Consider the following 21,655-nt stretch of genomic DNA (forward strand, 5'->3'; position numbering starts at 1 on the left):
GCGGTTCAGGGAGAATCCGGCGTGGGGACCCAAGCTACTTCTCGGTCGCAAGACCTGGATCCACACGGTCGCCCACGCCGGGCTCTCGGCACCCAAGGTGCCAGATCGGCAAGAGATAAGATCCACGCCATGCGTGGATGCGGGAGCATTAGTGCCGCGTCGGCTCAATACACCGTGGCGCGGCCCTGCACGAACGAATAGAAGAACACCGCATTGGGGTCGTTCTGCACCAGGCGGAACTCGCGGCGCATGCCTTCCACGGTTTCCTCGTCCACCGAGCCGGCCTGCAGCAGCTGGTCGGCCGCCGACAGCAGCAGTTGTTCCCAGAACGCGATCATCGTCTTGCGACGGGCCGGTTCGCGGTTGTCCAGGTGGATGGTCTTGATCTCGGTGTGCACGTCGCGGAAGCCACCGGCCAGCAGCAGGTTGCCCAGCTTGGCACCGACGAACGGGTCGCCGCCGCGGTCGTACTGGAAGTCGTTGAAGGCCATCCAGTAGCGCCAGATGTGCGGCGAGTACGGGTCGAGCAGGAACGAGGCATTCATCACCTCGGTGATGTAGACCGGCGAACCCGGTGCCAGCACGCGGCGCACTTCGCTCAGCACCCGCGCTGGTGAAGGCACGTGTTCCAGCACCCAGCACAGGAACGCCGCGTCGAAGCTGCGTGCCTCGAACGGCAGCTCGCCGGCGTCGGCCTGCTGCAGGGTGTAGCGGTCGCTGCACCACGGCGTGCGCGCCAGGTTCTCGCGCGCGGTGGCCAGCTGCGTTTCGCTCAGGTCCACGCCGGTCACGTGCAGCTCGGGGAAGCGGCGCAGCAGGATCTCGGTCTGCGCACCGACGCCACTGCCGACTTCCAGCAGGCGCCGCGCGCCGCCGTAGTCGATCTGGCCGAAGATGCTCGATTCCAGCAGCCGGGCCTGGGTCATCAGGCGCTGCTGTTCGGTGCCGGAAAAGCCGTGCAGGTAAGTCGGGGAGGAAATCGGCGGGGTCATGGGGCGGGCTCTTGTAGCGTCGAGCATGCTCGACGGCTCTGGAAATTCAGTCGGGCAAGCTCGACTCGACGGCGTGGCAGTACGCTCAGGCAGCAGATGACAACGCCGGTTCCCCGGCGATCAGGCGGTCGAAGTATTCGGTGGTCAGCGCGATCTGGCTCTGCGGGTCTTCGGCGCGGTTGACCACTGCGCGGAAGGCGGCATTCTCCGGCCGGTCCTTGGCATACCAGCCCAGGTGCTTGCGTGCGATGCGCACGCCCTGCGGCTCGCCGTAGAACGCGTGCAGGGCATGCAGGTGGCCGAGCAGGATGTCGCGCACTTCCGCCAACGACGGCGGTGGCAGTTCCTCGCCGGTGGCCAGGTAGTGCGCAACTTCGCGGAAGATCCATGGCCGGCCCTGCGCGGAGCGGCCGATCATCACGGCATCCACCCCGGTCTGCTGCAGCACGTAGGCCGCCTTCTGCGGCGAATCGATATCGCCGTTGGCGATCACCGGAATGCGCAGCGCGGCCTTGATCTCGCCGATGGTGCCGTACTCGGCCTGGCCGGTGTAATGCTGGTCGCGGGTGCGGCCATGCACGGCCAGCGCGGCGATGCCGCTGTCCTCGGCGATGCGCGCGATCAGCGGGCCATTGCGATGGTCGCAGTCCCAGCCGGTGCGGATCTTCAGCGTGACCGGCACGTCCACCGCATTGACTACGGCGTCGAGGATGCGCGCCACCAGCTGCTCGTCGCGCATCAGCGCCGAACCGGCCCAGGCGTTGCACACCTTCTTCGCCGGGCAGCCCATGTTGATGTCGATGATCTGCGCGCCATGGTCCACGTTGTAGCGCGCGGCGTCGGCCAGCTGCTGCGGCTCGGTGCCGGCGATCTGCACGCTGATCGGCGCCGGCTCGCCGTCATGGTCCATGCGGTGGATCGACTTGCGCGTGGTCCAGAAGCGCGGGTCGCTGATGGTCATTTCCGAGGCGGCCAGCCCCGCGCCCAGCCGTTTGCACAGCAGGCGGAAGGGCTTGTCGGTGACGCCGGCCATGGGCGCCAGCACGACGTTGGGGGCGATGGTGTACGGGCCGATCTGCATGCGCCCATTGTAGGGCGCAAGCGGCGGCCCGACCGTGCCGGGCGCGGTCCGGTTCAGGCCGATCGGCACCGACCTCATGCCGTACCGGCATCAGCAGATGCTTGACGGTTGCTTCCGTCGCCCCAAGGGCCGCGCGATGGTGGGCGGCTAACCCAGGCGCTGCCAGGCCTGGTGGGCGCCCAGGGCGAAGGCCAGGCCCAGGCCCAGGCAGGCCAGCGAGCTGACCACCCAGAAGCGCACGCCGTTGTAGCCGGGGCGGAACAGTGCCAGGCCGAAGCCCATCGTGGCGCGCAGCAGCAGCAAGGCACCGATGGCGGGCAGAACCCAGCGGCTGGCCGGCAGCGGCGAATGCCAGCCCGCGGCGGCCAGTGCGTACAGCGTCCAGGCCACCAGCATGGCAGTAATGCCGGCGGTCATCAGCGGCGGCCACCAGTGCCCGGCGTGTGCCAGCCGGACCACGCGCGGGCCGGCGCCGAAGTACCTGTACCACGCGGCGCCGAAGGCGATGCAGCCGATGTGCAGCAGGGCCGCGATGGCACTGCCGGCGGCCGCGACCAGCAACCAGGGGAATCCGTCCATGTCCTGCCCGTGCAAGGAAGCTGCGCCGATGGTGGGCGCAGGCCAGGGGGCCGGCAATGCGACCGGCGGTCGCAGGAGCGGGGGATGGGCAAAAGAAAGGCCCGGGTGCCTGCGCCCCCGGGCCGTCACATCCACGCGTGGGGTGGATCTACTTGGCTTCGGAATCGGCCGGGGTGAAGCGCGGCATCGCTGCAGCGGCGCCTTCCTTCTCGGTCGAACGACCGGCGAACTGGTTGGCGAAGCGTACGTGGCGGGCGAACGGTGCATCGGCCACCTGTGCCAGCGACGCAGCCAGCGCACCGTTGAAGGCATCACCGGCACCGGTGGTGTCGATGGCCTGCACCTGTTCGGCACCGACGCGGTAGTACGGCTGGGTGTCGCCGCGCAGGTTCTCGTCGGCGTGCGAGACGAACACGCCCACCGAACCCAGCGTCACCACCACGGTACCGTTGCCGACCAGCTTGCGGCACAGCGCGTGCAGGCTGGCGCCATCCAGCGCGGCGACGTCGTTGGCATCCACGCGCTCACCGACATGGCGGCCGAGCAGGGCGGCGAACTCGGTCTCGTTCGGGGTGATCACATCGGCCAGCTTGAGCAGGCCGATGGTCGAGGGCGCATCGGCCGGCGCGGTGTTGAGCACGGTGGTGACACCGGCCTCGCGGGCCGTGGCCAGCGCCGCTTCGATGGTCTGCACCGGCGATTCCAGCTGCACCAGCACCACCTTGGCACCGGTCAGCAGGGCCTGCTGCTGTTGCAGGAAATCGGTGCCCAGCGCGGCGTTGGCGCCCGGTCCGATCACGATCGTGTTGCGGCCACGCGCATCCACGTAGATGCCGGCGGTGCCGGTCGGCTCGCTGCTGGCCTCGGCGATCAGCGCGAAGCCATCCTGCGCAGCCAGTTCACGCGCAGTGGCGCCACCGGCGTCATCGCCCAAGGCGCACACGAAGTGCGTCTGGGCACCGGCGCGGCAGGCCGCCACGGCCTGGTTGAAGCCCTTGCCCCCGGGGCCGGTGCTGTAGCGGCCGGCAATGGTCGCACCCGGTGCCGGCAGCGACTCGCACCGCCACACGTGATCGACATTGAAGGAACCGACGACAACGACACTGCTGCTCATAGGAAATCTTTTCTCAACCAGGGGTTCAACTGAAGTGCGTGAGCACGCCGGCGATGGTCGCCGTCATGAAGGTGGCAATGGTACCGCCCAGCACCGCGCGCAGGCCGAACTTGGCCAGGTCGTGGCGACGTTCCGGGGCCAGGCCGCCGATGCCGCCGATCTGGATCGCGATCGAGCTGAAGTTGGCAAAGCCGCACAGTGCATAGGTGGCAATCAGGCGACCTTCGGCGGACAGGCTCACGCCGGGGATCTGGCCGTTCACGATCTGCGACAGCTCGGTGTAGGCGACGAACTCGTTGATCACGACCTTCTGGCCGATCAGCGAGCCGACGGTGGTGGCGTCGGCCCACGGCGTGCCGATCACCCAGGCGATCGGGGCCAGCACGTAGCCGAAGATGGTCGACAGGTTGGTCGGCTTGCCGATGGCAGCGGCCAGGCCGGTCACTTCGCCGAACCAGGTCAGCGGGGCATTCAGCAGCGCGATCAGGGCGATGAAGGCCAGCAGCATCGCGCCGATGTTCAGCGCCAGCTTCAGGCCGTCGCCGGCACCGGCAGCGGCCGCATCGATGATGTTGCTGGAGGTCTTTTCGACTTCCATCTTCACCGTGCCGCGGGTCAGCGGGGTGCCGGTTTCCGGAATCAGCAGCTTGGCCACGACCAGGGTGGCCGGTGCGGCCATGATACTCGCTGCCAGCAGGTGCTTGGCGTAGAAGGCCTGCTGCGCCGGGTCGCCACCGCCGAGCATGCCCACGTAGGCCGCCAGCACGCCGCCGGCGATGTGCGCCATGCCGCCGATCATCATGGTCAGCAGCTCGGACTGGGTCATCCTGGCGATGTACGGGCGCACGGTCAGCGGCGCCTCGGTCTGGCCGATGAAGACGCTGGCGCAGACGCTGGTGGTTTCCGCGCCGGACACGCGCATCACCTTGGTGATCGACCAGGCCATCACGCGCACGATCGCCTGCATGACGTTGAGGTGGTACATCACCCCCATCAGCGCCGAGAAGAAGATGATGGTCGGCAGCACCTGGAAGGCGAAGATGAAGCCGTAGTTCTTGGTGTCCATCAACGAGCCGAAGATGAAGCCCGAGCCCTCGTTGACGAAGCTGAGGATCTTGACGAAGCCCTTGCCCAGCGCATCGAACACGTCGCGCCCGCCCGGCACCAGGATCACCAGCGCCGCAAAGGCGATCTGCAGGGTGATACCGGTGGCAACCAGCTTCCAGTCAACTGCACGCTTGTTGTTGGAAAACAACCAGGTGATGCCGATCAGCACCGCCAACCCGAACAGGCCGAAGCCGATCCTGCCCAAACCTTCGACCATGTGAGTGACTCCCCTGGGGCGTCGCGAAAAACGGGAAGCCTAGTGCAGGGCAGGGGCCGGGGCAAGAAAAAGCAGCGTGCGCGCACCCAACGGTACCGATCGGGCCAGCAACGGCAAGGGCTTGCGGCCGGCGACGGCAGGTAGAATGGGGTTCGATCCCGGCCCGGATGCGGGCCCGCAGCAGGAGATTCGCATGCAATACCGTCGCCTGGGCTCTACCGGCCTGCCGATTTCCGCCCTGTCCTTCGGCGCCTGGGTGACCTTCGGTGACCAGATCCCGCGCGACGAGGCCCGCAACCTCGTGGCGGCCGCCTGGGACCACGGCGTCAACTTCTTCGACAACGCCGAGGGCTATGCCAACGGCCGCGCCGAACAGGTGATGGGCGATGTGATCGCCGACCTGCGCCTGCCGCGCGACGGCATCTGCGTCTCCAGCAAGGTGTTCTTCGGCAGCGCCAAGGACCCACGGCCGACCCAGCGCGGCCTGTCGCGCAAGCATGTGACCGATGCCTGCCACGCCGCGCTCAAGCGCCTGCGGGTGGAGTACCTGGACCTCTACTACTGCCACCGGCCGGATCCGGCCGCGCCGATCGCCGAGACCGTGCACGCCATGGACACCCTGGTGCGGCAGGGCAAGATCCTCTACTGGGGCACCTCGGAGTGGTCGGCGGCGCAGATCCAGCAGGCGCTGGACATCGCCGAAGCGCACAACCTGCAGGGCCCGTCGATGGAACAGCCGCAGTACAACCTGCTGCACCGCGAGCGGGTCGAGGTCGAGTACGCGCCGCTGTATGCCGGTGCCGGACTGGGCACCACCATCTTCTCGCCGCTGGCCTCGGGCCTGCTGACCGGCAAGTACGACCAGGGCATCCCGGCCGATGCGCGGCTGGGCCGCGAGGGCATGGAATGGCTGCAGTCGCTGGTGCTGGGTGACGACACCGAGGCCCGCCTGGCCCAGGTGCGCCGCTTCAGTGCGGTCGCGCGCGCACTGGGGCAGGCGCCGGCCACGCTGGCCATCGCCTGGTGCCTGCGCAACCCGAACGTCTCCAGCGTGATCCTCGGCGCCAGCCGGGTCAGCCAGCTGCTGCAGAACCTGCAGGCACTGGACGTGCTGGAGCAGGTCGACGCGGCCGGCTGGGCCGACGTCGAAGCCGCTTTCGCCTGAACCCCGGGCCGACCGGGCCCGGGGCTCGGTCGGGCCGGCTCGGCCGAGGGAACGGGAACGGTAGAGTCGACTGTCAGTCGACTGCTTCGAATGACCGACCGCTTCGAGCAACCGCAGTCGACTGACAGTCGACTCTACACGGCTGCGTCGCCCTTTGATTGACATGATCTATCGAATTTCAGAACTCGATCATTATTCTCATCAATCAAATTGAGAATGGTTGTTGATTGTCAACTGAGAATCATTATCATTTAACTCGTCCCTCGCACGAGTCCAGATGCTCATGAATGCTCAACCTGTACTGCTGCGCCCCGAAACGCTGACCCTCCGCGATCGCCCGGTCCGTGTCGTTCCGCCGGAAGAGGTCATCGACAGCGAAGCCCTGCTCAAGGGTCGTCGTGAAATCCTGATCCAGCACGGCGACCGCTTCTATCGCCTGCGGCACACCAGCAACGACAAGCTGATCCTGACCAAGTAATCGCGGCCTGGTCGCCCGCCCGCCCTCCCTCCTGCCGGCCGCGCCGGCAGGGTGGGCGATCCGTCCGCTCCCGCTCTCTCCCCCCCGGTCTACCGCGTGCACCTTCCGGGTGTGCCGGTAACCGGGGGTTCCCCTGCCTGACCGAACGAACCCGATGACCCGCCCTACCGCCCTTTGCGTTGCCGTCTGGATGGCCCTGCCGCTGTCCGCCCATGCTGCTGACGCGGCCACCGCCGCGCCCGATGCGCGCGAATTCGACCGCGTGCAGGTCACCGCCACCCGCACCGAGCGGGCGGTCAGTGACGTGGCGGCCACCGTCGATGTCATCGACCGCGAGCAGATGGACCGGCACCTGGTGCAGGACATCAAGGACCTGCTGCGCTACGAGCCGGGCCTGTCGGTCAGCCGCAGTGCCGCGCGCTTCGGCCTTGGCAGCATCCGCATCCGCGGCCTGGACGGCAACCGCGTGCGCGTGCAGACCGACGGCATCGCCATGCCCACCAGCTTCGCGATCGGTTCGTTCTCCAACGCCAACCGCAACTTCACCGATCTGGACACGCTCAAGCGCGTGGAGATCGTGCGCGGTCCGGCCAGCTCGCTGTACGGCTCCGATGCGCTCGGGGGCGTGGTCGCCTTCGTCACCAAGGATCCGGCCGATTACCTGAAGGATGGCAAGGACAGCTACGTCGGCCTGAAGTTTGGCTACGACGGCGAGTGGAAGGGCCTGCTCGGCGGCGTGACCGGCGCGTTTGGTGGCGAGCACTGGAGCGGCATGGTCAACCTCAACCATCGCCAGGGCCAGGAAACCGGCAACAAGGGCGATGTGCGCAGCCTCGACAACACCCGCACTGCGCCCAACCCGCAGGACCGCGACGGTCGCAGTGGCCTGGCCAAGCTGGTCTATGCGCCCAGTGAAGACCAGCGTTTTCGCCTGACCGTGGAAGGCAACGAAGACACCACCGATACCCACGTGCTGTCCTCGATCGACCGCACCACCACCACCGGCATGAAGGCACGCGACACCCAGAACCGCACCCGCGTGTCGTTCGCACATGAAATGGATGCGCTGGACAAGGGCTTCGCCGACAGCCTGCACTGGCAGCTGTATACCCAGCACAGCGAGACCAACCAGGTCACCGACGAAGACCGTGCCAACCGCAGCCGCCGCCACCGCGCGTTCAATTTCGACCAGCGCGTCTACGGCCTGCAGGCACAGTTCAACAAGGCGTTCAGCACCGGCAGTGTCGAACACGCGCTGACCTACGGATTCGAGGGCGCGCGTACCGAGATCCGCCAGAAGCGCGACGGCTACCAGGTGCTGGCCAATGGCCAGACCAGCACCACCATCCTGCCCGACGCCTTCCCGGTACGCGATTTCCCGATCAGCAAGACCACCGAGCTGGGCCTGTACGCGCAGGATGAAATGCGCATGGCCGGCGGCAAGCTGTCGCTGGTGCCGGGCGTGCGCGTGGACCGCTACGAACTGAAGCCGGAAGTGGACAGCATCTTCGCCGAGGACAATCCCGGCGTTGCGGTGGCCAGGCTGACCAAGACCAGCGTCTCGCCGAAGCTCGGCATGGTCTACCGCTTCACCGACGAATGGTCGCTGTTCGCCGGCTATTCGCGTGGCTTCCGCTCGCCGCCGTACAACGACGTCAACCTCGGTTTCACCAACTTCGCCTTCGGCTACACCGCCATTCCCAATCCGGACCTGAAGCCGGAAACCAGCGACGGCCTGGAGCTGGGCCTGCGCTTCCTGTCGCCGGCGGCCTACGTCAGCGTCAGCGGCTACTACAACGAGTACAAGGACTTCATCGAGTCGCAGTCGCTGGTCGGCACCAACGCGCAGGGCCTGATGGTGTTCCAGTCGCGCAACATCGCCGATGCGCGCATCTACGGTGCTGAACTGAAGGCCGGCGTCGACTTCGGCCAGATCAGCCCGGGCCTGCAGGGCTGGGCACTGCGCAGTGCGGTGGCCTGGTCGCGCGGCGACAACAAGACCGAAGACACGCCGCTGGATTCGGTCGACCCGCTGCGCGGTACCGTCGGCCTGATGTACGACACCGATACCTGGGGCGTCGAACTGGCCGGTACCTTCGTCAAGCGCAAGGACCGCGTCACCGCAGCGACGGTGTACCGCCCGGCCGGCTACGGTGTGGCCGACCTGATGGCGCACTGGAACTTCGCGCCGGGCGCCACTTTCAACGTCGGTGTGTTCAACCTGGGCGACAAGCGCTACATCGACTGGTCCAACGTGGGCTCGACACTGTCGCCGACCAGCCGCGTGCTGGATCGCTACACCAGCCCGGGCCGCACCTTCTCCGCCAGCCTTGCCGTTTCCTGGTGACCCCATGAGCCGAGCACTGTCCGCACGCAGGAATGACACCATCGCCGCGCTGCACAGCGCGGCCTGGCCGACCCCGGCACAGCTGGCCACGCTCGGCACCGTGCTGTGCCTGTACCACGCCGATGGCAACGAGCTGGGGGGCTGGCGGCAGGCCGTACGCGTGCACGCCTGCCAGGGCGTGGACAGCGAAGGCCTGCGCGAAAGCCTGTGCTTCCTCGATGGCCGCGGCCGCTGCGTGTGGCGCCTGTACCTGCTGCCCGACAGCGATTTCCTGGCCTGGGACCGGCTGGTCGCGGCGCTGCCGCCGGGCCCGGCGCACGACAGCGAGGGCAGTGTCGGCGAGCGCCTGTGGCGGCGCCTGGCCGGCCATCTCGGTGGCCAGCGCTGGCGGCTGTGTGCGCTGCGCCTGCATGCCGCCGACGACGGCCGCACGCTGGCGGCCAGCCTGTCGACGCTGTCGTCGCTGGGCGCGACCGCCGCGCGACGTATTGCGCGCCTGGAAGGCGCCGAAGGCGAGCTGGTCGTCGACGATTGCTGCTGTGCCGGTGCCGCACGTCGACCTGCGGCGCGCCTACCCGGCGAGCCGCCACTGATCCGCCTGTGATCGGCGGCGGGCCGAATGTCCGTTGGCCACCGATGGCCTCTCATTACATCTGCAACCCCGAAGGAAGACCCCGATGAAGCTCCAGACAGCCAGCGTCCTGCTGCTGCTCGCCACCGGCGGCGTGGCCAGCGCGCAGCCCTCCGACGTCGCCCGCGACCACGACAGCATCCTTGCCCTGCAGGGCGAGTACACCGTCGATTTCGCATTCGACGAGACCGTGCTGCTGAAGCCCGGCTACGAGCGCGCCCCGGCGATGCGCAGCGGCGGCAACGAGCTGGTGATCGTGGTCGAGGACACGCCGAAGCGCATCGTGCTGCAGCACCTGCTGCTGGATGAGAAGAGCGGCCACATCACCAAGCACTGGCGCCAGGACTGGGTCTACGAAGCACCCAACCGCTTCGAGTTCAGCGCCGACCAGACCTGGCAGGTGCGCCGCATTCCCGCAGCGGTGAACCAGGGCGCCTGGACCCAGTGCGTGTACGAAGTGAGCGATGCACCGCGCTACTGCGGCACCGGCAAATGGACCTATACCAACAACGTGCCGAGCTGGACCAGCGACCTGAGCTGGCGCCCGTTGCCGCGCCGCGAGTACACCAAGCGCAGCGACTACAACGCGCTGGCCGTGGTCAACCGCCACACGCTCACGCCCAATGGCTGGACCCACGAGCAGTTCAACACCAAGGTGCAGCGCAACGCCGACGGCAGCCAGGTGGAGATCGCCCGCGAGTTCGGCTTCAACGACTACGTGAAGACCACCGAGGTCGACTTCACCCCGGCGCGTGACTACTGGAAGGCCACTGCCGGTTACTGGGCCAAGGTGCGCCAGCGTTGGGACGGTTTTCTCGGCCAGGCCCCGGGCGTGCACCTGAAGACCAGGATCGATGGCATGGCGATGATCATTCCGCTGTTCACCCAGGCCGAAGCGATCCAGTCTGGCAAGAAGGTGAAGGACAAGCAGATCGACGAAGTGTTTGCCAAGTACGTGGAAAAGGCGCCGAACGAAGGCTGATCGCCGCGGTGGAGAGGGGTGCCGGGCGTACCCGGCACCGCATCCACCTGCTTCCGGTGGGTGCCGAGCCTGCTCGGCACGCCGTCCGGAGCCGCAACCGATTCAGGCCTCGCGCAGCGCCAACGCCGGCGGCGTATGCAGGATCGCCCGCGTACCCCACCAGCCCGCCAGCAGGCTCAACCCGATGCCGACCACGCCGCCGATCAGCAGGCCCGGCCACGGCGGCAGCAACGGCAGCTCGAACACCTTCTGCGACACCGCCACACCGATCGCTGCGGCCGCGCCCACCGCCAGCATCGCCGCCAGCGTGCCCAACGCGCCGAACTCCACCAGCACGGCACCGCGCAGCTGGCGCCGGGTCGCACCCAGCGTGCGCAGCACCGCGCTGTCGTAGCGGCGCTCGCCGGCGGTGGCCTGCAGCGCCGCCAGCAGCACCAGCACGCCGGCCAGCAGGCTGAACACCATCACCAGTTGCACTGCCTGCGCCACGCGCTCCATCACGTCGCGCACCTGCGAGATCACCGCGTCCACGTCCAGCAGCGACAGGTTCGGCTGCGCGCGCACCAGCTCGCCCAGCCCGGCCGCGTTGCCGGACGGCAGATGGAAGGCCGACAGCAGGTTGTGCGGCGTATCGCCCACCGCGTTGGGGTTCAACAGCACGAAGAAGTTCGGCCGGAACGTGTTCCAGTCGGCCTTGCGGATGCTGGTGACGGTGAACTCGCGCTGCTGCTCGCCTACGGAAATCGTAATGCGATCGCCCAGGTGCGCGCCGTAGCGCCGCGCCCAGCCGGTTTCCACCGAGGCTTCCGCCGCGGTGCTGCCGGCCTGCCAGAAGCGGCCTTCCAGCAGCGCATTGGCGGGCGGGAACGTGCTGCGCCAGCTGAAGTTCAACGGCCGGTTCTCGTCGTCGTCCTCGCGGGGGCCGTTGCTCGTGCCGTTCCCTTCGGTGGCGGCCGGGTCCACGCGCAGCGGCGGCTTGCCGTCGATCGCGATCAGGCGGCCGGTCGCCATCGGCTCGATGCTGGCGTCGCCGGCGCCCAGTCCACGCAATGCGGCCAGCACACTGTCGCGTTGCTCGGGCTGGATGTTGATCAGGAAGTAGTTCGGCGTATCCGCAGGCAGGCGCTCGCGCCACTGCTGCAGCAGGCCGGGACCGGTCACCGCCAGCAGCAACAGCGCGCACAACGACAGCGACAGCCCGACCAGCTGCATCACTGCCAGCATCCGGCGCCGGGTCAGCGCGGCCAGGCCGAGCCGCCAGTGGCCATGCAGGCGGTGCTGCAGGCCGCGCAGCAGCTGCAGCAGCACGAAGCCGACCGCACCGGCCGCCAGCGCCAGCGCGGCCAGGCCGCCGAGCACCCACAGCGCCAGTTTCAGATCGCCGGTGACCTGTACCGCCAGCAGCAGGCTGGCCGCCAGCGCTGCCACATAGGCCAGCAACGACGCCGGCGGCAGGGCGGCGAAGGAACGGTTGAGCACGCGCATCGGCGGTACCCCGCGCAGGCGCAGCAGCGGCGGCAGGCCGAAGCCGAACAGCAGCAACAGGCCAATGCCCGCGCCGGTCAGTGCCGGCATCGCTTCCGGCAGCGGAAGGCGCTGCGGCACCAGGCTGCCCAGCACCTGCACCAGGCCTTCCTGCGCGGCCATGCCCAGGCCGATGCCGAGCGCGCAGGCCGGCACCGCCAGCATCAGCAGCTGCAGCGCCAGGCCCAGCAGGATCTCGCGCTGGCGCGCGCCCAGGCAGCGCAGGATCGCGACCTGGTCGATGCGGCGCAGCGCGAAGCGGTTGGCCGCCAGCGCGGTGGCCACACCGGCCAGCAGCACCGCCAGCAGCGCGCTCAGGCCGAGGAAGCGCCCGGCCAGATCGAACGCCTGGCGCACGCCGCGCTGGGTGTCGTCCACGCTCAGCAGGCGCAGGCCCTTGACCTGCGGCATCAGCCACTGGCGCAGGGCGGCAACCTGATCGGCCGGTCCGGCAAACATCAGCCGGTAATTGATGCGGCTGCCGGGGCCGAGGAGGCCGGTGCCCTCCACATCGGCGCGGTTGACCAGCAGGGTGGGCGACAGTGTCAGCAGGTCGCCACCGGCATCCGGCTCGGCCTCGATGATGCCGGCGATGCGCAGCGTGCCGGCGCCGAATTCGAGGTCATCGCCGGCCTTCAGGCCCAGCCCCTGCAGCAGGCGCGGGTCGGCATAGGCCTGGCCCTTGGGCGGCATGCCGGCATCTGCGATCAGCGCCCCGCCGGGCGTGGCCCGAACCCGCAGCGTGCCGCGCAGCGGATAACCCGCCTGTACCGCCTTGATGCTGGCCATCTGGCTGGCATCGCCGTTGAACAGCACGCTGCCGAAGCTGGCGATGCGGGTATGCGCCAGGCCACGCCGTTGCGCTTCGTCGGCGAATGCCGGCGGCGGATCATCGCGCCCGGCGATGCCGAGGTCGCCGCCGAGCATTTCCGCCGCGCTGCCGGTCAGCGCCAGGTTGACCCGGTTCACCAGCGTGCCCACGGCGGTCATCACCGCCACGCCCAGCACCAGCGCGGCGAACACGGTCAGCAGATCGCCGGCCAGCGCTTCGCGGCGCAGCGCGCGCCACGCGTGACGCAGCAGCTTCATGCCTGCGCCCCGCGCTCGACCGGCAGCAGGCGGCCGTCATCGATGCGGTGGATGTACTGGCACCGCTGGGCCAGGCGCAGGTCGTGGGTGACCAGGACGAGGGTGGTGCCGCTGCCAGCGTTGAGTTCGAACAGCAGGTCGCTGATGTGCTGGCCGGTGGCATGGTCGAGCGAGCCGGTCGGTTCGTCGGCGAACAGGATGCGCGGGCGGGTGACGAAGGCACGTGCCAGCGCCACGCGCTGCTGCTCGCCACCGGACAGCTGGCGCGGGTAGTGGCGGGCGCGATGGGCCAGGCCGACCTGGGCCAGCACCTGGTCCACCCGTGCGCGGTCCTCGCGTCCGGCCAGTTCCAACGGCAGCGCGACGTTCTCGGCGGCAGTCAGCGCCGGCAGCAGGTGGAAGCTCTGGAACACGAAGCCGACCTCGCGCGCGCGCAGCTGGGCCCGAGCTTCCTCATCCAGGCCGCCCAGGTTCTGGCCCGCCAGCGCGATGTGACCGCGGCTGGGCAGGTCCAGTCCGGCCAGCAGGCCGAGCAGGGTGGTCTTGCCGGACCCCGAGGCACCGACGATGGCCACACTGGTGCCTTCATGGACGGTCAGGGTGATGTTGTCCAGTATGTGGACTTCACCCTCCGGGCCCTGCACGGACTTGCCGACCTGGTCGACGGCGATGGCGACGGGCGCGCTGCGGGGGGACAGGCTGTCGATGAGGAGACTCCAATGCGCAAGACGGGATGGAGCCGGCGAGCCGGCGCGATGATGGTGCTGCTGCTGGGATTGCTGCTGCCCGGGCTGGCCGGAGCCAAAGGCCCGGCGGGCACGGTGCTGGTCCTCGGCGACAGCCTCAGTGCTGCCCACAATATCCCCGCCGACGCCGGCTGGGTCAGCCTGCTGCAGCAGCGGGTCAGGCAACAGTCGAAAACGCCGCCGCGCATCGTCAATGCCAGCATGAGCGGAGAGACCACTGCCGGCGCGCTGACCCGCCTGCCGGGCCTGCTGGCGAAGGAAAAGCCGACGGTGGTGGTGATCGCGCTGGGCGGCAACGACGCGCTGCGCGGGCTGACCCCGGCACAGGTGCAGGGCAACCTGGAAAAGATGGTGCAGGCCAGCCAGAAGGCCAGCGCCAAGGTGCTGCTGCTGGGCATCGACGTGCCGCCCAACTACGGGCCTGCTTACCGCCAGCGCCTGGCTGCGGCCTACAAGGCGCTGTCCACGCAGTACAAGGTGCCGCTGCTGCCGTTCCTGCTGGAAGGCGTGGCCCTGCAGCCGGGCATGATGCAGGCCGATGGCCTGCACCCCACGGCGCAGGCGCAACCGAGGGTGCTGGACAACGTCTGGCCGCTCCTGCGGCCCCTGCTCTGAACGATTTACAACCCTCTTGACGGAACTTCACATCGCGTCCACCGTCGATCCGGCATGTTTCACAAAGCTGAAGTTAGAGGGAATCACATGCGTCAGACGAAGGAGACCTCCGGCTTGGTGCTGGTGGTCGAAGACAACCGCAACATCTCCGAGATGATCGGGGAATACCTGGAAGGTCGCGGCTTCGAAGTCGACTATGCACAGGACGGCCTGGATGGCTACCGCCTTGCGGCGGAGAACAGCTATGACGTCGTGGTGCTCGATCTCATGTTGCCGCGCCTGGATGGCATCGAAGTATGCCGTCGCCTGCGCAACGATGCGCGCAAGTCCACACCGGTGCTGATGCTCACGGCACGCGACACACTGGACGACAAGCTCACCGGCCTCGGTTTCGGCGCCGATGACTACCTGACCAAGCCCTTCGCGATCCAGGAGCTGGAAGCCCGCCTGCGCGCGCTGATCCGTCGCGAACGCCGCCAGGTCGGTTCGGAGGTGCTGAAGGTCGCCGATCTGGTGCTCGACCCGGTCAGCATGCGTGCCACCCGCGCCGGCACCGAGCTGCAGCTGTCGCCGATCGGCCTGCGCCTGCTGACCATCCTGATGCGCGAATCGCCGCGCGTGGTCACCCGCCAGGAGATCGAACGCGAGATCTGGGGCAATGGCCTGCCGGATTCGGACACCCTGCGCAGCCATCTGTACAACCTGCGCAAGATCATCGACAAGCCGTTCGACCGTCCGCTGCTGCACACCGTGCAGAGCGCCGGTTACCGCATTGCCGATATCGCCCAGCCGATGGCCTGATCGGGGCCAGGCCGGTGCAGCATCAGGCCCGGCCGGGCAACGACCCCGCACCGGGCACGGATGACCGGCCGGCGCTGCCGCCGGTCATCCTCCGTGCACGACTACGGCGCAGCGCGCTGCCTATAATCGCAGCGCTCTGACCGGGACCCCGCAATGCCGCACGGCCTGCCGCGCAAGATCCGTATCGCCTTCATCCTGCAGGCAGTTCTGGCCAGCCTGGGCATCCTGCTCGGTGCCTGGCTGGTTTCGCTGGTGATCAAGCACAGCCTGGTCGGCGCCGCCCTGCGCGAGGAAGCGGCCTATTACTGGACGCTGCACGAAGCCTCGCCGGTACAGCCACCGCCCAACACCCAGAACATCCGCGGCTACCTGCTGGAAAGCGGGCAGTCGGCGCTGTCGTTGCCGGCCAACCTGCGCAACCTGGAGCCGGGGTTCCACGAGCTGCGCGGGGACGACCAGCTGGTACTGGTCGATGTACGTCCGGCCGGCCGCCTGTACCTGGTGTTCCTGCGTTCGCGTGCGGAGATGCTGGCGTTCTGGTTCGGCATCGTGCCGGTGCTGCTGACCCTGTTGGCGGTGTATGGCGCCAGCTGGGTCACCTACCGTGCCTCCAAGCGCCTGGTGTCGCCGGTGAACTGGCTGGCACGGCGCGTCTCGCGCTGGGACCCGGGCCACCCCGAAGCGGCCGATCTGGAGCCGAACAAGCTGCCGGCGGACATGCAGGGCGAGACCCGGCAGCTGGCGGCCGCCCTGCATTCGCTGGCCAACCGGGTCAGCGCGCACGTGGCCCGCGAGCGCAACTTCACCCGCGATGCCAGCCACGAGCTGCGCACGCCGTTGACCGTCATCCGCGTGGCCAGCGACATGGCGTTGGGCGATGAGACCCTGCAGCCGCGCCTGCGCCGCAGCCTGCAGCGCATCCAGCGTGCCGGCCGTGACATGGAAGCGGTGATCGATGCGTTCCTGATCCTGGCGCGCGAGGCCGATGTCGAACCGCAGATCGAGCTGTTCGATGTCAACGACATCGTCCGCTACGAGGTGGACAACGCCAACGAACTGCTGGGCAACCGGCCGGTGTCGGTGCACCTGCACAGCGAAGGCCCGGTGCAGCTGCACGCACCGCCACGGGTGCTGCAGGTGGTGGTCAGCAACCTGGTGCGCAACGCCTGCAGCTACACCGACGAAGGGCGCATCGACGTGCACGTGCTCAACGATCGCGTGGTGGTGCGCGACAGCGGCATCGGCATGTCCGCCGAGGCGCTGTCGCGCGCGTTCGAGCCGTTCTACCGCGCCGAGCCGAGCCGCCCGCAGGGAACCGGCCTGGGCCTGTCGATCGTACGCAGGCTGTGTGATCGCTTCGGCTGGAAGGTCAGCCTGGCCAGCGAGCCAGGGCAGGGCACCGAGGCTACGGTGATCTTCCGCTGATCCCCCGACCCCATTGCCCGTGATTCGGTAGATCCACGCCATGCGTGGATGGGGTTGCGGTAGCGCCGGGCCATGCCCGGCGTCCGCAGTCCCTCAGTTGCAGTGGACCTTCGGCGCCAGCGCCTTGGTCCAGATCGCGTAGCCGGCCGGGGTCATGTGCAGCATGTCTTCGCGGAACAGTGTCGCATCCGGCTGGCCGTCGGCGCCGAGCATCGGCGTGTAGATGTCGGTGAAGCCGGTGTTGGGCAGCCTGGCCAGCGCAGCCTTGATCAGCGCGTTGGCTTCCTTGATCGCCGGCAGCAGGTGCGCGCGCGACGGGCTCGGCTTGATGGACAGGTATTCCACCCGGGTCTTCGGCAGGTCGCGGTGCACGCGCTGCACGAAGGCGACCACATCGTCGCGCACCTGCACGGCGCTGCGGCCGCTGTTGAGGTCGTTGTCACCGGCGTAGAAGAACACCTTGCACGGCGCATACGGCACCACGATGCGGTCGGCATACCAGGTGCTGTCGCGCACTTCCGAACCGCCGAAGCCGCGGTTGAACACCGGCTGGCCGGGGAAATCGGTGGCCAGGCTCTCCCAGAAGCGGATGGAGGAGCTGCCGATGAACTCGATGCCACCGCGCGGCGGCGGGTTCGCCTGGTCCGCGCTGGCGAAGTGGGCCATGTCGCCGGCCCAGGCCACGTTGGAGACCTGTTCGGGCACCTGCGGCGGCCTGGCCGGGCCCAAGGCCTGGGCAAGCGGTGCGGCAGTCAGCAGGCCCAGCATCAGCAGGCAGGTGTGGCGACGGGACATCAGGCGCTCCAGCAGGCAAGGGAAGACCCATCATAGGAGCACGGCGCGGCCCGGTGCTTGCCCCTGGCAGGCCATTCGCCCGGGCCGCCGGGGGTAGGGCTGGCGGCCTTGTGGCAAAATGGCGGCCGTCTGCCTATTCCTGTGCACCCATGATTCCCTGCCGTGCGTCTGAGCGGTTGCTGCGCCGCGCCCCTGTTGCTGGACGTTCCACCCGTGGCTGATCAGTTCGGTCATCTGCCGCGCGGCCCTCGCCGCATCTTCCAGGCCGCCCGCTGGTCCTGGCAGGGCCTGCGGGCCGCCTGGCTGCACGAGTCGTCGTTCCGGCTGGAGGTGTACCTGCTGATCCTGCTGACGCCAGCCGCGGTCTGGCTGGGCCAGACCCCGGTCGAACGCGCGCTGCTGATCGGCTCGATGCTGCTGGTACTGGCCATGGAGCTGGCCAACTCGGCCATCGAAGCGGTCATCGAACGCTACGGCAGCGAGATCCACGAACTGGCCGGCCGTGCCAAGGACATGGGCTCGGCGGCGGTGTTCGTGCTGATGATGAACGTGCTGCTGTGCTGGGCGCTGGTCGTGGTTCCGCACGCGCTGGCCGGCAGCTACGGCTGAAACCCCATTCCCCCACTGCCTTGAAGAGTTTCCATGTCCTTTGAGTTCCTCGCCGACCCCAATGCCTGGGTGACCCTGTTCACGCTCAGCGCGCTGGAAATCGTGCTCGGCATCGACAACCTGGTGTTCATTTCCATCGCGGTCAGCAAGCTGCCGGAAGAGCGTCGTCCGTTCGCACGCAAGCTGGGCATCGCGGTGGCCTGCATCACCCGCATCGGCCTGCTGGTCTCGCTGGCCTACCTGGCGCACATGGCGGCCAACCTGTTCACCGTGGCCGGCATGGGCATCTCCATCCGCGACCTGGTGCTGATCGTCGGCGGCCTGTTCCTGATCATCAAGGGCTGCATGGAGATCAAGGAGCTGATCAGCGGCGGCGAGGATGAAGACCCCAGCACCACCAAGGCCTCGGCCGTGTTCGGTTACGTGATCGCGCAGATCGCGGTGATCGACATCGTGTTCTCGCTGGACTCGGTGATCACTGCCGTCGGCATCGCCGACCACATCCCGGTGATGGTGGCCGCCATCCTGCTGTCGGTGCTGGTGATGCTGCTGGCCGCCAACCCGCTGGGCCGCTTCATCGACGCCAACCCCACCGTGAAGATGCTGGCGCTGGCCTTCATCCTGATGATCGGCGCGGTGCTGATCCTGGACGGCCTGGACGTGCACGTGCCCAAGCCCTACATCTACGCTGCGATGGGCTTCTCGGTGCTGGTCGAGTGGCTGAACCTGCTGATGCGCCGCCGCGCCCGCGAGCACAACGTGCCGGGTGCCGGCAACTGGTAAGCACGCCACCGGCGTACACGTTTCCCCCAGAACCCCCGGCCCCGGCCGGGGGTTCTGCGTTGTGGGGCCCCCGGCTCTGCAGCGGCCCTGCGGTTTTTGCACGGATGGCGGATTTCCGGGGTCCACTTGTGAATCAGGATCAACAGTGTTTTCCCGGGCCGAGGCTTAATCCGGCGCAGCAAAGCGCGCAGGCTACGCACTCCCGATTCCCGCCCCCCAGGAAACCCCCATGAATTCCAGAGCCGCCTTGCTGGCGCTTGCCGTTGGCGCCTTCGCCATCGGAACCACCGAGTTTGCCCCGATGGGCCTGCTGCCGGTCATCGCCGACGGCGTAGGGGTCTCGATCCCCACCGCCGGCATGCTGATCACCGCCTACGCCGTGGGCGTGATGCTGGGCGCGCCGGTGATGACCCTGCTGATGGGCCGTTTCGGCAAGCGCACCGCGCTGATGCTGCTGATGTCGATCTTCGTGGTCGGCAACCTGCTGTCCGCGCTGGCCCCCAACTACGGACTGCTGCTGCTGTCCCGCCTGGTCACCAGCCTTAACCACGGCGCGTTCTTCGGCATCGGTGCGGTGGTCGCCGCCAGCCTGGTGCCGAAGGAAAAGCAGGCTGCGGCCGTGGCCACCATGTTCATGGGCCTGACCATCGCCAACATCGGCGGCGTGCCGCTGGCGACCTGGGTAGGCCAGCAGCTGGGCTGGCGCCTGTCCTTCGCGGGCACTGCGGCGCTGGGCCTGATCGCGATCACCGCACTGGGCTTCGCGCTGCCGGCGTCCGCGCCGGGACCGCGCCCGGACGTGCGCCGCGAACTGAAGGCGATCCTGCAGCCGCAGGTGCTGCTGGCGATGGCCACCACCGTGCTCGGCGCCGGTGCGATGTTCACCCTCTATACCTACGTCGCACCGGTGCTGACCGAATTGACCGGCGCCTCCAATGCCTTCATCGCGATGTCGCTGGCACTGATCGGCATCGGCTTCACCTTCGGCAACGGCATCGGCGGGCGCATGGCCGACTGGTCGCTGGATGGCGCCACCCGCATCCTGCTGGCCGTACTGGCGGTGCTGATGTTCGTGCTGCCGCTGGCCTTCATGAGCCACGCCACTGCGGCACTGGGCGTACTGCTGTTCGGTGCGGCGACCTTCGCCCTCGTGCCGCCGCTGCAGATCCGGGTGATGCAGGTGGCCAGCGAGGCGCCGGGCCTGGCGTCGTCGATCAACGTGGGGGCGTTCAACCTGGGCAATGCGGTGGGTGCGGCGCTGGGCGGTGCGGTGATCAGCTCGGGCCTGGGCTACGCCGCGATCCCGGTGGCCGGTGGCCTGCTGGCGGCATCGGGCCTGCTGTTGGCATGGCTGGGGCGTCCGCGCACTGCGGTGGCCGAGGCCTGCTGAGGGGTGGGGGGCCGGCAGGGCTTGCAGCCCTGCACCCGCTACAGGCCAAGGCAACGGCCGAAGCAACAGCAACCGCAACAGCCGGCGCTGGTTTTCTGAGGGTTGGGCGGGGCGGTGTGGGTTGGCAGGACACGCCGTGAACCCATCCATGGGGGCTCGATGGCGCCATCCATGGCGCCAACGGTCCTGCCAACCCACACCGCCCCACCTCCGACAGATTGCCGCGATCGGTCGGAACGGCGTTCCGCTCTGGCAGGTGTCGACCTTGATCGACTCGAATGCCTGAAAAACCGGCTTTTGCTTTTGATTTTTTCTTTTGATCTTCCCGCGGTGTGCAGGAAATTGTCCGTGGCCGGGAGGGTGGGTTGGCTGGGGGCGTGAGCGCCATGGATGGCGCGACCGAGCCTACATGGACGTATTCACGGCGTCCCCCAGCTAACCCACCCTCCCGGCCGATCCCGATAGCGCTTCCTTGCCAACCACCGCGGAGGGGGCGGCGCCCGATGGCCGGTCTTTCACCCGGACCATGGCATGCTCGGCGCCAAGCCCACCCGGAACCTCCGCCATGCGCCTGTTCACCCGTGTCCTGCCCCTGATGCTGCTGGCCTCCCTGCTGTCCGGCTGCGGCTACAACGCCATCCAGCAGAAGGATGAGGCGGTCAAGGCCAGCTGGTCCGAAGTGCTCAACCAGTACAAGCGCCGCGCCGATCTGGTGCCCAACCTGGTGCAGACGGTGAAGGGCTTTGCCAGCCAGGAAGAGCGTGTCCTGACCGAAGTCACCAACGCCCGTTCGCGCGTCGGCCAGATCAACGTCAACGCCGACGACGAAGCCTCGCTCAAGCAGTTCCAGCAGGCCCAGGGTGAACTCGGCAGCGCGCTGTCGCGGCTGCTGGTGGTCACCGAGAACTACCCGGTGCTGAAGTCCGACCAGAACTTCCGCGACCTGCAGGCCCAGCTGGAAGGCACCGAAAACCGCATCACGGTTGCGCGCGGCCGCTACATCCAGCAGGTGCAGGACTACAACACCTACATCCGTTCGTTCCCGCAGGTGGTCACCGCCAAGATCTTCGGCTACAAGACCAAGCCGAACTTCACGGTGGACAACGAAGCGCAGATTTCCAACGCGCCAGCGGTCGATTTCGGCAACGCGCCGCAGCAGCCGGCACCGCAGCCGGGCCACTGACC

At 68.1% G+C, this 21,655-nt stretch carries 20 protein-coding genes; 12 read left to right on the forward strand and 8 right to left on the reverse strand.

Going from position 1 to position 21,655, the window contains the following annotated elements:
• Positions 1-164 precede the first annotated feature (164 nt).
• The 5 genes from AC5P9C_RS19040 to AC5P9C_RS19060 all read right to left on the reverse strand — a co-directional run bounded on the left by AC5P9C_RS19040 (position 165) and on the right by AC5P9C_RS19060 (position 5,090).
• Positions 165-992 carry a class I SAM-dependent methyltransferase gene (locus tag AC5P9C_RS19040; protein ID WP_495205243.1) on the reverse strand — a complete coding sequence of 276 codons (828 nt, stop codon included), beginning with the start codon at positions 990-992 and terminating at the stop codon, positions 165-167.
• A gap of 85 nt (positions 993-1,077) precedes the next feature.
• Positions 1,078-2,073 carry a tRNA dihydrouridine synthase DusB gene (dusB, locus tag AC5P9C_RS19045; protein WP_064239609.1) on the reverse strand — a complete coding sequence of 332 codons (996 nt, stop codon included), beginning with the start codon at positions 2,071-2,073 and terminating at the stop codon, positions 1,078-1,080.
• A gap of 147 nt (positions 2,074-2,220) precedes the next feature.
• On the reverse strand, positions 2,221-2,652 hold the full coding sequence (locus AC5P9C_RS19050; RefSeq protein ID WP_343543335.1) for a hypothetical protein: 432 nt from the start codon (positions 2,650-2,652) through the stop codon (positions 2,221-2,223).
• A 148-nt stretch (positions 2,653-2,800) separates the two neighbouring features.
• Complete coding sequence (locus AC5P9C_RS19055) at positions 2,801-3,766, reverse strand: ribokinase (RefSeq protein ID WP_049466532.1); 966 nt, start codon at positions 3,764-3,766, stop codon at positions 2,801-2,803.
• 25 nt (positions 3,767-3,791) lie between these two features.
• Complete coding sequence (locus tag AC5P9C_RS19060; RefSeq protein WP_049466534.1) at positions 3,792-5,090, reverse strand: NupC/NupG family nucleoside CNT transporter; 1,299 nt, start codon at positions 5,088-5,090, stop codon at positions 3,792-3,794.
• A 193-nt stretch (positions 5,091-5,283) separates the two neighbouring features.
• Here AC5P9C_RS19060 and AC5P9C_RS19065 point away from each other — a divergent pair, with 193 nt between their 5' ends.
• The 5 genes from AC5P9C_RS19065 to AC5P9C_RS19085 all read left to right on the forward strand — a co-directional run bounded on the left by AC5P9C_RS19065 (position 5,284) and on the right by AC5P9C_RS19085 (position 10,693).
• Complete coding sequence (locus AC5P9C_RS19065; RefSeq protein WP_414615325.1) at positions 5,284-6,255, forward strand: aldo/keto reductase; 972 nt, start codon at positions 5,284-5,286, stop codon at positions 6,253-6,255.
• A 283-nt stretch (positions 6,256-6,538) separates the two neighbouring features.
• The gene (gene hemP, locus AC5P9C_RS19070; protein ID WP_005412278.1) at positions 6,539-6,733 is read left to right on the forward strand and encodes a hemin uptake protein HemP; all 195 of its coding nucleotides are present in this window, start codon (positions 6,539-6,541) and stop codon (positions 6,731-6,733) included.
• A gap of 154 nt (positions 6,734-6,887) precedes the next feature.
• Entirely contained in the window at positions 6,888-9,080 is a 2,193-nt protein-coding gene (locus AC5P9C_RS19075; RefSeq protein WP_277818811.1) for a TonB-dependent hemoglobin/transferrin/lactoferrin family receptor, read from the forward strand.
• 4 nt (positions 9,081-9,084) lie between these two features.
• Positions 9,085-9,684 carry a ChuX/HutX family heme-like substrate-binding protein gene (locus tag AC5P9C_RS19080; protein WP_057494311.1) on the forward strand — a complete coding sequence of 200 codons (600 nt, stop codon included), beginning with the start codon at positions 9,085-9,087 and terminating at the stop codon, positions 9,682-9,684.
• A gap of 73 nt (positions 9,685-9,757) precedes the next feature.
• Positions 9,758-10,693, forward strand: coding sequence for a DUF6607 family protein (locus AC5P9C_RS19085; protein ID WP_343541939.1), 936 nt, complete (start codon positions 9,758-9,760; stop codon positions 10,691-10,693).
• A 102-nt stretch (positions 10,694-10,795) separates the two neighbouring features.
• Here the strand turns inward: AC5P9C_RS19085 and AC5P9C_RS19090 are convergent, their stop codons facing one another.
• Positions 10,796-13,306: an ABC transporter permease gene (locus AC5P9C_RS19090; RefSeq protein ID WP_343541937.1), complete on the reverse strand. Its 2,511-nt coding sequence runs from the start codon at positions 13,304-13,306 to the stop codon at positions 10,796-10,798.
• Entirely contained in the window at positions 13,303-13,950 is a 648-nt protein-coding gene (locus AC5P9C_RS19095) for an ABC transporter ATP-binding protein (RefSeq protein ID WP_343541935.1), read from the reverse strand. The genes AC5P9C_RS19090 and AC5P9C_RS19095 overlap by 4 nt, the downstream gene beginning before the upstream one ends.
• 75 nt (positions 13,951-14,025) lie before the next feature.
• Here AC5P9C_RS19095 and AC5P9C_RS19100 point away from each other — a divergent pair, with 75 nt between their 5' ends.
• The 3 genes from AC5P9C_RS19100 (at position 14,026) to AC5P9C_RS19110 (ending at position 16,893) form a co-directional block, all read left to right on the forward strand.
• Positions 14,026-14,667 carry an arylesterase gene (locus AC5P9C_RS19100; RefSeq protein WP_343541933.1) on the forward strand — a complete coding sequence of 214 codons (642 nt, stop codon included), beginning with the start codon at positions 14,026-14,028 and terminating at the stop codon, positions 14,665-14,667.
• An 87-nt stretch (positions 14,668-14,754) separates the two neighbouring features.
• Positions 14,755-15,468, forward strand: coding sequence for a response regulator transcription factor (locus tag AC5P9C_RS19105; RefSeq protein ID WP_002811889.1), 714 nt, complete (start codon positions 14,755-14,757; stop codon positions 15,466-15,468).
• A gap of 153 nt (positions 15,469-15,621) precedes the next feature.
• Complete coding sequence (locus AC5P9C_RS19110; RefSeq protein ID WP_053462197.1) at positions 15,622-16,893, forward strand: sensor histidine kinase; 1,272 nt, start codon at positions 15,622-15,624, stop codon at positions 16,891-16,893.
• 93 nt (positions 16,894-16,986) lie between these two features.
• Here the strand turns inward: AC5P9C_RS19110 and AC5P9C_RS19115 are convergent, their stop codons facing one another.
• Positions 16,987-17,688, reverse strand: a complete 702-nt coding sequence (locus tag AC5P9C_RS19115; protein WP_049466550.1) for an SGNH/GDSL hydrolase family protein — start codon at positions 17,686-17,688, stop codon at positions 16,987-16,989.
• Between the two features lie 213 nt (positions 17,689-17,901).
• Between AC5P9C_RS19115 and AC5P9C_RS19120 the strand changes: the two genes are divergently transcribed.
• From AC5P9C_RS19120 to AC5P9C_RS19135, 4 genes are all read left to right on the forward strand, one after another.
• On the forward strand, positions 17,902-18,297 hold the full coding sequence (locus AC5P9C_RS19120; protein WP_064237688.1) for a diacylglycerol kinase: 396 nt from the start codon (positions 17,902-17,904) through the stop codon (positions 18,295-18,297).
• Positions 18,298-18,330: 33 nt separating this feature from the next.
• Positions 18,331-19,080, forward strand: a complete 750-nt coding sequence (locus AC5P9C_RS19125; RefSeq protein ID WP_005408127.1) for a TerC family protein — start codon at positions 18,331-18,333, stop codon at positions 19,078-19,080.
• A gap of 229 nt (positions 19,081-19,309) precedes the next feature.
• Positions 19,310-20,470 carry an MFS transporter gene (locus tag AC5P9C_RS19130; protein WP_053462198.1) on the forward strand — a complete coding sequence of 387 codons (1,161 nt, stop codon included), beginning with the start codon at positions 19,310-19,312 and terminating at the stop codon, positions 20,468-20,470.
• Positions 20,471-21,035: 565 nt separating this feature from the next.
• The gene (locus AC5P9C_RS19135) at positions 21,036-21,653 is read left to right on the forward strand and encodes a LemA family protein (RefSeq protein WP_088475953.1); all 618 of its coding nucleotides are present in this window, start codon (positions 21,036-21,038) and stop codon (positions 21,651-21,653) included.
• The last annotated feature ends 2 nt before the right edge of the window (positions 21,654-21,655 follow it).

Source organism: Stenotrophomonas sp. YJH_SMC_10, from assembly GCF_059371555.1.

Coding starts and splice junctions, on each gene's coding strand:
- AC5P9C_RS19040 (WP_495205243.1), bottom strand. CDS start 992: ATGACCCCGCCGATTTCCTCCCCGACTTACCTGCACGGCTTTTCCGGC.
- dusB (WP_064239609.1), bottom strand. CDS start 2,073: ATGCAGATCGGCCCGTACACCATCGCCCCCAACGTCGTGCTGGCGCCC.
- AC5P9C_RS19050 (WP_343543335.1), bottom strand. CDS start 2,652: ATGGACGGATTCCCCTGGTTGCTGGTCGCGGCCGCCGGCAGTGCCATC.
- AC5P9C_RS19055 (WP_049466532.1), bottom strand. CDS start 3,766: ATGAGCAGCAGTGTCGTTGTCGTCGGTTCCTTCAATGTCGATCACGTG.
- AC5P9C_RS19060 (WP_049466534.1), bottom strand. CDS start 5,090: ATGGTCGAAGGTTTGGGCAGGATCGGCTTCGGCCTGTTCGGGTTGGCG.
- AC5P9C_RS19065 (WP_414615325.1), top strand. CDS start 5,284: ATGCAATACCGTCGCCTGGGCTCTACCGGCCTGCCGATTTCCGCCCTG.
- hemP (WP_005412278.1), top strand. CDS start 6,539: ATGAATGCTCAACCTGTACTGCTGCGCCCCGAAACGCTGACCCTCCGC.
- AC5P9C_RS19075 (WP_277818811.1), top strand. CDS start 6,888: ATGACCCGCCCTACCGCCCTTTGCGTTGCCGTCTGGATGGCCCTGCCG.
- AC5P9C_RS19080 (WP_057494311.1), top strand. CDS start 9,085: ATGAGCCGAGCACTGTCCGCACGCAGGAATGACACCATCGCCGCGCTG.
- AC5P9C_RS19085 (WP_343541939.1), top strand. CDS start 9,758: ATGAAGCTCCAGACAGCCAGCGTCCTGCTGCTGCTCGCCACCGGCGGC.
- AC5P9C_RS19090 (WP_343541937.1), bottom strand. CDS start 13,306: ATGAAGCTGCTGCGTCACGCGTGGCGCGCGCTGCGCCGCGAAGCGCTG.
- AC5P9C_RS19100 (WP_343541933.1), top strand. CDS start 14,026: ATGCGCAAGACGGGATGGAGCCGGCGAGCCGGCGCGATGATGGTGCTG.
- AC5P9C_RS19105 (WP_002811889.1), top strand. CDS start 14,755: ATGCGTCAGACGAAGGAGACCTCCGGCTTGGTGCTGGTGGTCGAAGAC.
- AC5P9C_RS19110 (WP_053462197.1), top strand. CDS start 15,622: ATGCCGCACGGCCTGCCGCGCAAGATCCGTATCGCCTTCATCCTGCAG.
- AC5P9C_RS19115 (WP_049466550.1), bottom strand. CDS start 17,688: ATGTCCCGTCGCCACACCTGCCTGCTGATGCTGGGCCTGCTGACTGCC.
- AC5P9C_RS19125 (WP_005408127.1), top strand. CDS start 18,331: ATGTCCTTTGAGTTCCTCGCCGACCCCAATGCCTGGGTGACCCTGTTC.
- AC5P9C_RS19130 (WP_053462198.1), top strand. CDS start 19,310: ATGAATTCCAGAGCCGCCTTGCTGGCGCTTGCCGTTGGCGCCTTCGCC.
- AC5P9C_RS19135 (WP_088475953.1), top strand. CDS start 21,036: ATGCGCCTGTTCACCCGTGTCCTGCCCCTGATGCTGCTGGCCTCCCTG.